The organism is Algoriella xinjiangensis (assembly GCF_900115015.1).
Taxonomy (GTDB): Bacteria; Bacteroidota; Bacteroidia; order Flavobacteriales; family Weeksellaceae; genus Empedobacter; species Empedobacter xinjiangensis.
Map to the genome: position 1 here is coordinate 207,542 of NZ_FOUZ01000006.1, position 14,092 is coordinate 221,633.

Below are 14,092 nucleotides of genomic sequence, written 5' to 3' on the forward strand. Positions count from 1 at the left end.
TTTCCCCACCATCGCAAAGCCCCAAAACGTTAGCTGTAATTATATTTGACACCCTACTATGGACAAAGTAAAACGAAAAGAAATATTAAATCAACTTGCCACAAGAAATTTAGCCGAGTTTAGAAAGACCTTGCCAGTTGACGAAAATATTTTCCCGAAACTATTCGACTTTCTTGACGAAAAATTATCGGAAAATGATTGTCAAAATGATTTTACAATTGCGAGTAAGTTTTGTGACAAACATCATATTGCCAAACAAGTTTTATTTAATTGGCTAAACGAACAAGGTCAAGCTTGTGATTGTGAGATTTTGAATTTAGAAGACGCTTTTGAATATCTAAATCCGCCAATTTCTAAACCTGCAAGTAAGACACATATTAAAAAACAAAAAATTAATAGCCTAAAAACGGAATTTGATTTTTTTGTCGACAAAGTCCCCCCACCTTGGAATTTGACGGAAACAATTTTAGATGATAATGATAAACCTGTTTACTCTTTTCAAATTGGCAAAGGTACTGACTGTATTGTAAGTTTAGAAACTTCATTCCAAACAGACCAATTTAACAATGACCAATATTGGTTAGACTTGTGGATTAAGGAAACTGAACTAAGCTACAATCCTGAAGGTCTAATAGTTGAACGACCTGAAATTGACAATTATTCTTGTGTTGTTGTGAAATCAAAAAATTGGACACCCGTTTTCTATTGGTTCAAAAGCAACTCAACAGACAAATGGTTTCTTAGAATGAAGACAGGTTCAAGTAGACACAAAGGCGACTTTAAAGAGTTTACAAAACTTTTAAACAGCATACAGGTTAATGGACAATAACTACGGCTAACAAGGGTTTTGCAATAGTGGACTAGAAGTTATAATTTGAACTTGTGTACTTCTATTAACTTTTGTACTTTAGCTGAACTGAAGTGCTTCGAAAGCCCGCCCTTCAGCAATACTCAAAACGTTAGTGGCAACCCTACGAAACCGAAAAATACAATTCTAAATTAAAAGATAAAAGATGGGAATGTTAGACAAACTTTTTGGAAAGAAACAAAACGCACCAAAAAATGAAGTAGCGAATGAAACTTCTCAAATCGAAAACAATGAAAGCAATGAAATTAAAAATAATTCCGTTGAAAAACTAAACATCGACACCAGTCAAACACTGGAAAAATTTCTACATATGACAGATGAAATTCTTAAATTTTTAATTAATAAATTACAAGAAATCAACTCACTTGAACAAGAAATCTTTGAACGAAGTAAGAGTTTGAAAAACCCAAAAGAACCCAACCAACTTCAACCTGGAGAAAAGGAACTTTGGGCAGAATATGCAAAGCGTAGAAAAGAAATAACAAATCCGATAAGTTTGAACCAATCAGAGGAAGGTAGTCGTTCATTTGGAAAACCAACAAAGTACGAATATCTAAATTATCCTAACACTCAAATTTCTTTTATAATGAAATCTGCAAATCGTGCTGTTATCGAAATAATTTATGAATACGGAATAAAAAGTAAAGACCAATTTATATTGAAAAAGGAAGGAGAAAATTGGAAAATTGACAGTAAAAAATATGGTTTTCCCGATGAGAGTACTTGGCATAAAGATGAATTATAAAAGTAAAAAAGGGCAGCCACTAACATGGGTAACTGTTGCACAACCGGAAGATAGATTAAAACAATAAACTATACGACCTCGCTTAAGCCTTTTAAGCGAGGTTTATTTTTGACTTATATAATAAAATCTAAACTTAGTTAAGTTGTAATAAGCTTAGATTATGGCTAAAAAGTTCAGTTTTTAAAACCAAATGAAATGAATGATTTGGAAAATATAAAAAGTAAAAAGAAGATGGATTTCCGTTAAAAAAAATCAGTTACCATTTTTTTATTGTAGCTTATCCTTTACAAGTTCTTGTCACTGGACCATTTGGTTGGTTTTATTTCCATAAACTATTTCCGATAGAAACAATTGTAGATCAAATTAAATCTAAATAATTTCACTCTATTTTATTATCAATAATAAGTGCTATTATTTTAAAATACCACTGATTATTGATGTAAACATTTTTACTCCAGTTTCAATAATTTCATCTGGAAAATCATAATCCGCATTATGCAATGCAGACGTATCTAGACCAGCACCTAAACCAAACATAGTGGTTTTATAAGTTTTAGAATACCAACCAAAATCTTCACCAAATTTCATTGGATTTGACTTATTAACCAACTGAAAATCATTTTGTTTTATTGCCTCATAAACATATTCATTTGTTTCGGGATAATTAACAGTTGCCGGAAAATATTCAAACCAGTTAATTTTATATTCTAAATCATAATCTTTGGAAACAGCAGCAACAACATCTTCAATTTTTTGTTGAAGTTCAATCATTTTTGCATTTGTCCAAGTTCTTAAAGTATAATGTAGTTCTGCAAGAGCAGGCGAAATTCCGTACGATTTTTGTCCCATCAAAAAATGTACAGGCGTCATGATTGTAAAATCATTTCGAGAAGTATCAGCAATTTCTGTTGCGGATAATTCATTGATAATTTTAGCCATTGCCATTGCTGGATTAATTCCATTTTCGGGTTCTGCAGCATGCGATTCTTTTCCATTCAATAAAATACTGAAGCTTTGTACTTCTGCTGAAAATCCTGCATCATTCATTACAATACTATGCATTGGCTCTTTTGGCAAATTATGCAATGAGAAAAAATAATCTATTTTTAATTCTATAAAACGCTGATTATTTAACACTTTATAAGCTCCTTCACCATTTTCTTCTGCTGGTTGAAAGAGTAAAACAACTTTTCCTTTCTGAAATTTTTGATTTTTTAACCAACTTGAAACTCCTGATAAAATAGCCATATGACCATCGTGACCGCATTTATGCGAAACACCATTTGTTGTAGAACGATGACTGAATTGATTAATTTCTTGAATTGGTAAGGCATCCAACTCGCATCGAATAGTTATAGTTTTACCTGATTCTCCAAAATCATAAATTGCTGCTAAGCCAGAACCTCCGATAGAATCGATTATTTTTGTCGGATTATTTAGTTTTAAAAACTGAATAATTCTTTTTGAAGTTTCAATTTCGTAACCAGAAAGTTCTGGATATTGATGTAATTCTTTTCTTAAACCTACTAATTTTTCAAAATTTATATCTCTCATTCCAAAATTTTATACAATATAATACTTATCAATAATACATAAAATATGTATGTAAATCTAAATAAAAAAGGTTGCCCAAATAAGGCAACCTTCACAAAGAGACAAAATAAAGTTAACTCAAAACTTTATTGTAAAACGACTTTTTTCGACTCAACTTTACTAGCTGATTGCAATTTTACAATATAAACCCCGGCTGGAAGTTTTGATAACTGTATTGTTTTATTCGTAAATGATGACGTTGGTTTATAATTCTCTTGATGAACCAATTGTCCATTCATCGCAAAAATTTGAACTGAGATATCTGATGATAGACTTTCTTTCGAATTATAAACTATACTTATAGTTTTAGGTTGGTTTGTATTCGTATAAATTCCGAAACTTGTTTTGTTTAAGTCCGTTGTTCCTAATGTTTTTGTCACATCTTCGTAATTAAATTTTACAATTCCAGTTGCAGAACCTTCGAAAGACGTAAAGTTTAATTTATAAATTTTACTTGTTGTGCTATTCTTAATGAAGAAATTAGTTGGTTTTATTGTATATCCGCCCGAACTCATATTAAATGTTTTCCAATCATATCCAGCAGTATTTATAGCGGCAAGATAAGCGGCATCATCTGTAGGATTTCCAGATTCTGTTTTGGCAACTTTTATCACATCACTTTGTAAAACTCCAGTTACAGAATACATCACTGTGCTTCCACCCGCATCTAAAGGTGTAATATATTTTGTAAATTTAAGATCCCATTTACTTTGTTCTGGTTCTGGCGTTGCAACTTTATCAGTTAATAAATTGTAGTAATTAAACAATCTATTTTCTGAAGATGAATGCGAAATTGCTACAGATTTATCTGCACTCCATGCACCGTTTGTATATTTAGAGTACGTAAAATTATATTGCCCTTGCGTTGCAACTAATTTATCAATCTTAAATTTTACATATTCACCCGATGTATATTTTAAAACAAAAATAACTGTTCCGTTTACATTGTGCGTCGCAATATCATAAGCTCCCCAACCATAAGCCGCAGAACCTTGATTAAATGCACCTTCTTGCCAATTTGTATCATCGTTATACAATTCTGTCCAAGACGAAGCATTTGCAACATTAATGGTACTCCAAGTTGATAAATCATTAGATGCTTCAAAAACCTGAATTCCTTTTGTATCATTTACTCTAACACCTGTCGAAAAGTTAGATTTGCGGTAAAACGAAATATCCCAATCTGCTCTATTTGTTTCTGTTGCAGTTTGTCCATCTAAACCATAATAAACATCATTTGCATAGTTTGGTCCCATCGTCACCTGACCGTTTATTTGTTGTGCATGCGCGGCAACATTCATAAACAATGCAGCTGCTAAAAGTGTAAATTTAGTATTCATATTTACTGATTTTTAAAAGTATTATTTAATTAATTTATATTCGAATTTTGGATAACCTCTTAATCCTGATGCATTTTTGAAGGCTAACATTCTTATTTTGTAATAATTGTTATCCGCATCTCTAATGATATAAAATCGATCATTATAAAGTGTTTGCGGCGCAGTAACTTGGCGCCAAGAATCGCCTATTGAACGTTGATCATTTTCAAATTTTGTTTCATCAATATTAGCTGCATCAAAGTTTTCAAATGTTACGTCTTTATCTGCGTTTACGCGATATGCTTTTACACCAGCTTTTAAATTATTGACTACAAAATCAGAGAAACCATATGAGCCATTTCCTTCAATCAGATTAGTAAAAACTGTAAAGTTTAAATCCCAATCTAATTTTGGAGGTTCAACCGTAACAACTTCGTTTTTTGCTAAACTGAAATGTGTAAAATTGTGTGTAGAATTTTTCTGGATTGTTTTTTCTTGATATGTTTTATCATCCAAATTAGCATGTTGAATAACGTAATCTTCTCCTCTTTTTAGGAATCTTACTTTTTTCCAACCTCTTTGGTTTCCCGCAATTGCAGCACTTCCTACAGCAGGCGTTTCTGTACCAACTTCATAACCAAGATTTACTAAATAAACAGGATTTTCGGCATCATTTTCTTTAATTTCTGCGATTGCAGTTTTTAGAATATCACCACTTGGATGATCTATAAAATCTTTGTTTGAATCTGTAAATGTTCCGACAGCAACCTCATTCAATAAACTATTAACCGAAGCTTTTGTTACTTTTGTAATATCAGTTTCTGTCAACGCTTTTGTTGCCATATAAATAGAACCGTTTAACTCTACACGAAAGTAACTTCCGTTGTAAAAACCTAAATCCCAAGAATCTCTTTTTGCTTTAGTTTGCGCATCTTTACTTAAATCCACAAAAACCTGAAACGGTTCATTTGGACCTCCAATTTCAGCTAAAATTGTTCCACCTACAGATCTTTCAAACGAAATTTTTACCTTGCTATAACCTTGTATAACTGCGGCTGGATAATCAATTTTAGAAATCTCGAATTGTACAATTTTATTGGAACTGTCAAAAGGATAAATAAGATTTTTGAAGATAAAACTTGCACTCGTTTGTCCTTTTTTTATCGGAACAATAATTTCATTGTTTGTTGCAATTGGTAAAGTCGAAAAATCTTGGTTATAAGTTGCCGAATCTGCCAAAACATTAATATGAATTTGCCCGTCTTGTTCTGCAACTTTAGAAAAGATTAATTTGATTGTTTCCTCCCCTTCTATCTTACTAAAATCAATACTTTGTTTATCAAAAGCTGCAACAAAAGTTTGTCCTAACGGAGAATCTTCATCATTGCATGACCAAAATAATAATGTCGAAAATAGAAAAAGAATGAATGTATAGATTTTCATAAAAATGAATTTTAATTGATTGATAAATTATAGGTTAGTTTCACAAAATATGATCGTCCATAACCATACAACATACTATTAGCACCCGAAGCATGCGCATTATCGCTAAGTGCAGTATTTCGTAAGTTTTTTACATCAAATAAATTGCGCGCGCCTATTGTAAAGTCAAACTTATTTTTAAAAAATGATTGTTTTATCGAAGCATCAAACCAACTAAAAGCTTGTTGTTTTCCTTTTACTAAAATCTGTTCTTGCGCATTATCTGGATTGTTTTTTTGCACATATTGCTCCTCACTTCCATTGTATTTATAAAGAAGTGTAAAAATGGTTTCGGTTTTTGGCAACTGATACGATACATTCCCATTGGCTTGTACTGTATAGAAATATTTATTTTCTACATCATTAGCAAAATCTTCTTGATTAATTGCTTGCTTTTTCCCCGTCAATGTAGCGCCAAAACCTCCCGTAAATCGCCCAATTTTAAATAGATTGAGATAAGTTAAACCTTGTACATCGTAAGTATCAATGTTTTTGTACATATATTTTAGTGGAATATCCTCTACAACGATTAAAGAAATTTTGTCTTTCAGATTAATTTTCCAAGCAGAAAGTTTTTGTTCGATAGACGAATTCGCGTTAATTTTCCACTTTCGTTTAAGGTGTAAAAATGCAGAAATACCTTTTTCAGGATTTAGTTGATCATTTCCTTGCACATTGTGATTTACATCTACAAAGTAAGAATACATTTCGTCGTAATTTGGCAAACGTGGCGATGTACCTACAATTCCGCGAAGTTCCCAATCTTTCCCAAACAAATATTTCGCACTTAAACTAAGCACATATTGCGTATCAAATTGTTCTGAAAACATAACGCGCGCACCTGGACGAAACGAAATTTTATCATTCAAATTAATTTCCGAAGAAGCAAAAACATCATACGTTCCTAATTGACGCGCAATTGGTTTTTGCAAAAACTCGCCTGATAATGGAGAAGCAAAACCTTTGGTTTGATCGATTTCATACCCAAATTGAAAATCAAAAAAATCATTTTTATTGATAAAATTGCTAAACAAACCTTTCGAATAATATACTTTTCTACTTTCGTAATCTTGTTTTACAACGTCTAACTCATTTCCAGTTAAAATCTCGTAATTGTAATCTTTTACCTTTCTTTTTTGCTCTTGATACGAAAAAGAAACATCATAATTAATTGTATTTTTAAAACGACCAGAAGCATTTAAATGATTGTAAATACGATTTGTTGTAAAAATATTATCATTTGCCGTCGGATTATTTGTATCCGTTTCTGGCTGTGCGTTCATAATTAAGTTAGAATCGTAACGTTTTGTTTCTTCCGTAAAATATTCAAACTTATAAAACAACCTATAATTCTCTTTTTTATATTGCACCAATGCTTTGGTAGAATTCTGAATTTTTGGCAACCATTCGTATCCTCTTAATCCATCATTAATTGGGTAATTTTCTCCTTTTTTATCATTAAAAAATCCCTGAAAATCATTTCGTGAAAAACTTAAATTAGCATAGATATTATCCGTAAAATTATGTCCGATCTTCAGGGATTGTATGTGTCTTCCTTTATTTTTCCAATTGTATTCGTCACCAATCGTTTCTTCTTGTAACGATGCAGAAATATCAAATTTTGATTTTCCTCCTTTTTTAGTAATAATATTTATAACTCCAGCAATAGAATTTGCGCCGTACTCTACTCCCATAGCGCCTTCTACAATTTCTATTTGTTGTATATCATCAAGATTTATTTGTGTTAAATCCGTATTATTTCCTAAACCTTCGTCATTTACTAGCGGAATATTATCAACCAAAATTTTAAAATATTGACCATCTAAACCAAACATTTGCACCGACGATTTTCCCGACGACGAATTTGGAATAATATTCATGTTCAACGTTTGATTTAAAATATCTGCTAACGTATTTCCTGCTTGTCTTTCTATCATTTCGCGATCAATAACGCGAACTTCGTAGATTGATTTTTTTACGGATTGTCTATTATATTGTCCAGAAATAACCGTTTGCTCCAAATCAATGGTTTGATTCTCTTTGATAGAATCATTGGTTTGTGCAAAAAGTTGTAAGCCCGAAAAACAACTTAATAGAAAAAAATATCTCTTCATTTTGTGTTTATATTCTTTTAGTAGAATAATTATTTAGAATTAGTCTAATAATTAATAATGACAAATATAAACGTTTTTTTAATCTATTTTTATTTATTCTAAATTAAATTAGATAATTATCAACGCTTTTTTATAGGTAGAGAAAAAAGCGAACGAAGCTGATACAAATCACAAAAAAAGCCCAACTCATTACTGAATTGGGCTTTTGATTTGGATTAAAATATTTAATCAATTTCTATTTTTACTTGGTGATTTACCAACAAAAAGTCTAAAAACTCTTGCGATTTATAATCTACAGGATCTTTTATTTGTTCTTTTGCTTTACGATGTTCTTCTATTCGGTGCAATGATTTATAGAAACGTCGAACCTCATCTAAATTCTTTAAAATCAATTTTGGAGCTTCCGATTTTTCGCCATTTTCTTCTTTACAAATCATTGTAAAATAAGACGAATTACAATGTTTTATTTCGCCCGTTTGTATGTTCTGACTTTCTACACGAATACCAACAACTATAGATGTTCTACCAACGTAATTAACTGATGCTTTTAACGTTAACAATTCACCAACTTCTACTGGAGTCAAAAAATCCACTTGATCTACTGATGCGGTTACACAGTATTTACCTGAATATTTTGAGGCACAAGCAAATGCAATTTGATCTAAAAGTGATAAGATAAAACCACCGTGTATTTTGCCGCTAAAGTTTGAATGCGATGGTAACATTAATTGCGAAAAAGTGACTAAAGAACTTTTTACTGTTTTATAAATCATTGTTGTTTGTTTATTAAATTTAGGGTATAAAATTCGTCGGCTATATCGCGGTTGTTTGATAATCGCGGAACTTTATTTTGTCCTCCAAGTTTACCTATTGATTTCATATAACACTGAAAACCATCTTTCTCTACAATAGAAATTTGCAATTGAGTTAGAATATTTCCCGTAATTAAATCGTCATAATATGTATTTTGTTTTCGCATTTGCACGTCTAATTCTTTATTAAACTCTGCTATATTTTGTGGTTTTTGATCAAATTCTATCAACCATTCATGATAAGGTAAACCTTCTGCTGGATTGACTTGTGGCGCAACAGAAAATTCATTTACACTTGCCGGAAATTTTTCTATCGTTTTTTGCAACGCCTGCTCCACTTCGTGACCAATTACATGTTCTCCAAAAGCAGATGTATAATGTTTTATTCGACCCGAAACAACAATTTTAAATGGTTTTAAGGATGTAAAACGAACAGTATCACCAATATTATATCCCCACAAACCTGCATTTGTATTCAGAATCAGCACATAATCCTTTCCTAATTCAACATCTTTTATCGAAATACGCGTCGGTTTTTCATCAAAAAATTCGTCAACGGGAATAAATTCGTAAAACATACCATTATTCAATAACAACAATAAATCTTCTGATTGTTGTGAATTTTGATACGCAATAAACCCTTCCGAAGCGGGATAAGTTTGTATACAATCTATTTTTCGACCAATTAATTGATTAACTTTTTCGCGATAAGGTTCATAATTTACACCTCCCGTTACCATTAGTTGTAAATTTTTAAAAATTGATTGCACATTTTCTTTTCCAGAAATTTTTATCAATCGTTCAAAATACATAATCAACCATGGTGGAATACCCGAAATTAGCGTCATATCAGCATTTACAGTTTCTGCAACAACACGATCTACTTTAGTTTCCCAATCTTCAATAATATTTGTTTCATGAGAAGGTAAGCGATTTTTTTGCAAATAATTAGGCACAAAATGTGCGCTAATACCAGAAAGGCGACCAACTTTTAACCCATTTTGTTCTTCTAAAATTGGGCTTCCTTGTAAAAAAATCATTTTACCATTTACAAAATCTGCATTTTGCTTTTCGTGAATGTAATACAACAATGCATTTCTGGCAGAATTAATATGATATGGAATTGACTCTTTGGTAAGTGGAATATATTTTGCGCCCGAAGTTGTTCCCGAAGTTTTAGCCAAATAAATTGGTTTTCCTGGCCAAAGAATATCAGATTTTCCAGTTACAACTTCATCAAAATAATGTTTTAAACCTTCATAATCGTTAACGGGAACCAAGTTTTTAAACTCTTGATAAGTGTTAATTTCATCAAAATGATGATCTTTTCCAAACTTTGTGTTTTTTGCAAAAGCAACCAATTCTTTTAAAATTTTGTCTTGCGCTTCCAATGGATTTTCTATCCATTTTTGCTCTTTATTGACAATACGTTTTGCAAAAATTTTAGCTAAAAAAGCTTTCATATTGTATGTTTATAACATTATTAATGGTCTAATTTAAACGAATAATCCCAATTTTATAGAAAGTTTTACAATGATTTTTCTTAGTCAAAATTTAATTCCGTTAATGCTAAATTGTTAGCAATCATTTTACAATCTATCTATTCAAATTCTAAATAAATCTTTCGTCCTTCCTATAAATGTATCTAAAATCTTTAAGCCATACAAGATTTTTTGTAATCGAGCGTTTTATTGTAGATTTGTTTTTATTCGCTAACATGAAAAAGATTGTACTTAGCTTTTTTGCCGCAAGTTTATTAATCGGCTGTTCCACACAAAAAAATAGTTTCAAAAACCGACAATTTCATAAAATGACATCGTGGTTTAATGGAGTATTTAATGCTGAAGAAGAGTTAGAAAAAAGGAATACTGAGCTTCAGGAAAGTTATGAAGAAAATTATTCTAAAATTTTACCCGTTGGAATAGAGTATTTTTCAATCTCTGATTCTACAAACCTTAATGGGACAAATACGCCTAACTTTGGTATTGGTGGTGGAAACCGAAACAATACAGATAAAGTAGAAAAACCTGTTGGTTTTGCTGCCGTAGAATCAAAAGCTGCGACTGTTATTGAGAAACATTCGATGTTAATTAAAGGACAAGAGAACAACAAAATGATTGGTCGTGCTTATCTTTTGATTGGTAAATCGTTGTTTTATCAGAAAAAATACTTTGAAGCTTTAGATGCATTAAACTATGTTGTAAAAAACTTTAAAGGTTCTGCATATGCACAAGAAGCCGACGTTTATAAAACTGTTGCCGAAATAAAAGGTGGTAATTATTTTGATGGAGCTGAGCATTTGAAAGAATTATACGAAAGTGATCCTTACAAAAGCAAAGAGTTAAAAACTTTAGTTGCACGTACGTATGCACAGTTTTTAATTGATCAAAAAAAGTACGAAGAAGCTTTAGATCCTTTACAAAAAGCCGAATATTATTCGAGCAATAAAGACGAACGCGTTCGTTTATTTTATGTAATGGGACAAGTTTTTTCTAAACTTGGTAAACAACAAGAAGCTGGCGAAGCATTTACAAAAGTGTATAAAATGAGTCCTGGTTTTGATCTCGAAGTTAAATCTCAGCTTGCAATTGCAGCTAATTTTGACCCAAAAGTGAATAATTATGGTAACTACAAACAAAACTTACTTGATATAGCGAAAAAAGGTATTTATACCTCAAAGCAAAACGAATTATATTACGGTATTTCTGAAATGGCGCTGCGTGCAGACAACATGGACGACGCTGTAGAATATGCAAAATTAAGTGTAAAAGGACCAGTTTCTGATCCTTACATTCGTGCCCGTTCGTTTGAAAATTATGGTGATATAAAATTTAAGCAAAACGATTATGTTTACGCATCTGCGTATTACGATTCTGCGTATACAACTTATAATTTAAAGGAAGATCAAAAAAGAATTTTGACACGTAATGAAGCTTTAAAAAAGCTGATGGAAAAACATTATTTGGTTCAGAAAAATGATTCTATCTTAAAAATCGCAGCACTTTCTAAAGATGATCAAAGCAAATTTTTCACAAATTACATCGAAAAGGTAAAGAAAAGTGAAGAAAAACGCATTGAAGAAGAGCGCAAAGAAATGGAAAATTTTCAGTTAGAAACTAAAACTGCAAGTTTTACATCTAGCTTTGATAATCCTGATAAAGGAAAATTCTATTTCTATAATCAAAGTTTAAAATCTTCTGGTCAAGCAGAATTTCAACGTATTTGGGGTGGAGTTGCTTTAAAAGACAATTGGCGAAATTCTAACGCAATAAGTACGGTTATAGAAGATAAACAAGCCGAATTATCTGGAAAAGTTGATGCTGGTAATCCTCGTCGTTTCGAATTAGATTTTTATTTAGAGCAAATTCCAACATCAATGAAAGCGCTAAATGATCTTAAAGTTGAGCGCGATACAACGCAATTAGCATTGGGAGTTGGTTATTTTGATACGTTTAATAATTCGGAATTGGCTGGAAAAGAGTTAAAAGCTTTAGTTGCTTCTCCTCCAAAATCTGATGATGTTAAGTTACAAGCAACATATCAATTGTATCGAATTTATAAAAATCGTGATAAAAAGCTTGAAGATCAATACAAAAATGAGATCTTAACAACGTATCCAAATACAATTTATGCGGGTTATATTCTTAATCCAGATGTTGAATATATTACTGCTGAAACAAAAGATGCGTTAACGGCTTATAAAGTTGCGTATGATTTGTATAAAGAAGAAAAATACGAAGATGTTAAGAAAAAAGTACAAGAAGCAATTGTAAAATTTCCGACCGAAATAATTGTTGCTAAATTTGCTTTGCTTAATGCCTATGCAATAAAACAAACGAGTACACAAGCGGATTTTGAGCAAGCTTTAGAAATTGTGATGACAGCTTATGACGGAACTGATGAAGCAAAACAAGCAAAACGTTTGTTGGATAAATTAAGAAAACCGAAGCCAGCTGTTGTAGAAACTCCTAAAACTGAAGTAAAAAACAATACGGCTATAGTTGATGAACAACAAGCGGTAAATGAAGAGCCAATTGCACCGACTAAAACTCCTGTGCGAGGAATTGGTAGTTCAACTCGTTAATAATAAAAACAAAAAAAGCGAAACATAAATGTTTCGCTTTTTTTATATCGTTTATAAAAAATTATCCTTTAGCTAACGAGATAATTTTCTTGATAGATGTAATTACAATCAATACCAATATTCCTCCTACTAAACCAAAAATTGCATTCTTCAAAAGATTTGGTAAACTTGTTAATACATCATGTAAATAATCAATATAATGTGCAAAAATTTCTCCCGAAACCAACAACAAAGCAATTGTACCAATAACGCCTAAAGCTTTTATAACCCAAGGCAAAGCATTTACTAAGAAATGTCCAAGTTTAGAAACTACACCTTTATCATTTGATTGACGAATTAATTTATAACCTGCATCATCCATACGAACAATTAACGCTACAATACCGTAAACGCCAATGGTTGCAACTAATGCTATAATAGAAACTGTCATAATTTGCATTGGTAAACCTTCTTCTAAAACTGTACTTAAAGCAATAATTACAATTTCTATGGAAAGAATAAAATCCGTAATAATTGCAGATTTTACTTTACTTTTTTCCTCTACATTTCCAACTTCAGCTTTTTCTTCAACTATTACTTCATGACCTTTTTTCGCACGATGAAATAAAAATTCAACAATTTTTTCTACACCTTCGTAAGCTAAATAAAATCCTCCTAAAATCAAGATATACTTAATTACTTCTGGGAAATAAGCATTTAGTGTTAATATAATCGGAACAATAATTAGTTTGTTAATAAAAGAACCTTTTGTTATTGCCCATAAAACTGGTATTTCTCGCGAAGCTAAAAATCCAGTTGCTTTTTCTGCATTTACAGCTAAATCATCGCCTAAAATTCCCGCTGTTTTACTCGCTGCGACCTTACTTGTTACCGCAACATCGTCCATTAAAGCTGCGATATCGTCTAATATTGCAAATATTCCTGAAGCCATATAATATTTTAAGTTTATGCCACAAAAGTATAAATTTATGGTAGAATAACAATAGCGTCCTAAACGTTTAAAAAAAGTTCAAAAAAAGAGGGTTGAATTTTGTATCTCAAATTATCTTTGAGTTGCAAAACAAAAACTCACCCT

Annotated in this window: 10 protein-coding genes; 3 read left to right on the forward strand and 7 right to left on the reverse strand. The window is 31.4% G+C overall.

Annotation, left to right across the window (positions count from 1 at the left end):
• The first annotated feature begins 58 nt into the window (after positions 1-58).
• A complete protein-coding gene (locus tag BM072_RS07555) occupies positions 59-829 on the forward strand; it encodes a DUF2695 domain-containing protein (protein WP_092908053.1) in 771 nt (256 codons plus the stop codon).
• Between the two features lie 184 nt (positions 830-1,013).
• On the forward strand, positions 1,014-1,613 hold the full coding sequence (locus BM072_RS07560; RefSeq protein WP_092908054.1) for a hypothetical protein: 600 nt from the start codon (positions 1,014-1,016) through the stop codon (positions 1,611-1,613).
• A gap of 411 nt (positions 1,614-2,024) precedes the next feature.
• Here the strand turns inward: BM072_RS07560 and BM072_RS07565 are convergent, their stop codons facing one another.
• From BM072_RS07565 to BM072_RS07590, 6 genes are all read right to left on the reverse strand, one after another.
• Positions 2,025-3,167 carry an amidohydrolase gene (locus BM072_RS07565; RefSeq protein WP_092908055.1) on the reverse strand — a complete coding sequence of 381 codons (1,143 nt, stop codon included), beginning with the start codon at positions 3,165-3,167 and terminating at the stop codon, positions 2,025-2,027.
• 125 nt (positions 3,168-3,292) lie between these two features.
• Positions 3,293-4,546 carry a T9SS type A sorting domain-containing protein gene (locus BM072_RS07570; RefSeq protein ID WP_092908056.1) on the reverse strand — a complete coding sequence of 418 codons (1,254 nt, stop codon included), beginning with the start codon at positions 4,544-4,546 and terminating at the stop codon, positions 3,293-3,295.
• A gap of 21 nt (positions 4,547-4,567) precedes the next feature.
• The gene (locus tag BM072_RS07575) at positions 4,568-5,968 is read right to left on the reverse strand and encodes an HmuY family protein (RefSeq protein ID WP_092908057.1); all 1,401 of its coding nucleotides are present in this window, start codon (positions 5,966-5,968) and stop codon (positions 4,568-4,570) included.
• An 11-nt stretch (positions 5,969-5,979) separates the two neighbouring features.
• A complete protein-coding gene (locus BM072_RS07580; RefSeq protein WP_092908058.1) occupies positions 5,980-8,121 on the reverse strand; it encodes a TonB-dependent receptor plug domain-containing protein in 2,142 nt (713 codons plus the stop codon).
• Between the two features lie 224 nt (positions 8,122-8,345).
• Entirely contained in the window at positions 8,346-8,894 is a 549-nt protein-coding gene (locus tag BM072_RS07585) for an acyl-CoA thioesterase (RefSeq protein ID WP_092908059.1), read from the reverse strand.
• Positions 8,891-10,396: a GH3 family acyl-acid amido synthetase gene (locus BM072_RS07590; protein WP_092908060.1), complete on the reverse strand. Its 1,506-nt coding sequence runs from the start codon at positions 10,394-10,396 to the stop codon at positions 8,891-8,893. The genes BM072_RS07585 and BM072_RS07590 overlap by 4 nt, the downstream gene beginning before the upstream one ends.
• 254 nt (positions 10,397-10,650) lie before the next feature.
• Between BM072_RS07590 and porW the strand changes: the two genes are divergently transcribed.
• Positions 10,651-13,017 carry a type IX secretion system periplasmic lipoprotein PorW/SprE gene (gene porW, locus BM072_RS07595; protein WP_092908061.1) on the forward strand — a complete coding sequence of 789 codons (2,367 nt, stop codon included), beginning with the start codon at positions 10,651-10,653 and terminating at the stop codon, positions 13,015-13,017.
• A gap of 61 nt (positions 13,018-13,078) precedes the next feature.
• Here the strand turns inward: porW and BM072_RS07600 are convergent, their stop codons facing one another.
• Positions 13,079-13,948: a DUF808 domain-containing protein gene (locus BM072_RS07600; RefSeq protein WP_092908062.1), complete on the reverse strand. Its 870-nt coding sequence runs from the start codon at positions 13,946-13,948 to the stop codon at positions 13,079-13,081.
• Between the last annotated feature and the right edge of the window lie 144 nt (positions 13,949-14,092).

Bases quoted from the DNA above. Each gene is read 5' to 3' on its own strand.
- BM072_RS07565 (WP_092908055.1), bottom strand. From the start codon at position 3,167: ATGAGAGATATAAATTTTGAAAAATTAGTAGGTTTAAGAAAAGAATTA.
- BM072_RS07590 (WP_092908060.1), bottom strand. From the start codon at position 10,396: ATGAAAGCTTTTTTAGCTAAAATTTTTGCAAAACGTATTGTCAATAAA.
- BM072_RS07575 (WP_092908057.1), bottom strand. From the start codon at position 5,968: ATGAAAATCTATACATTCATTCTTTTTCTATTTTCGACATTATTATTT.
- BM072_RS07600 (WP_092908062.1), bottom strand. From the start codon at position 13,948: ATGGCTTCAGGAATATTTGCAATATTAGACGATATCGCAGCTTTAATG.
- BM072_RS07585 (WP_092908059.1), bottom strand. From the start codon at position 8,894: ATGATTTATAAAACAGTAAAAAGTTCTTTAGTCACTTTTTCGCAATTA.
- BM072_RS07580 (WP_092908058.1), bottom strand. From the start codon at position 8,121: ATGAAGAGATATTTTTTTCTATTAAGTTGTTTTTCGGGCTTACAACTT.
- porW (WP_092908061.1), top strand. From the start codon at position 10,651: ATGAAAAAGATTGTACTTAGCTTTTTTGCCGCAAGTTTATTAATCGGC.
- BM072_RS07555 (WP_092908053.1), top strand. From the start codon at position 59: ATGGACAAAGTAAAACGAAAAGAAATATTAAATCAACTTGCCACAAGA.
- BM072_RS07570 (WP_092908056.1), bottom strand. From the start codon at position 4,546: ATGAATACTAAATTTACACTTTTAGCAGCTGCATTGTTTATGAATGTT.
- BM072_RS07560 (WP_092908054.1), top strand. From the start codon at position 1,014: ATGGGAATGTTAGACAAACTTTTTGGAAAGAAACAAAACGCACCAAAA.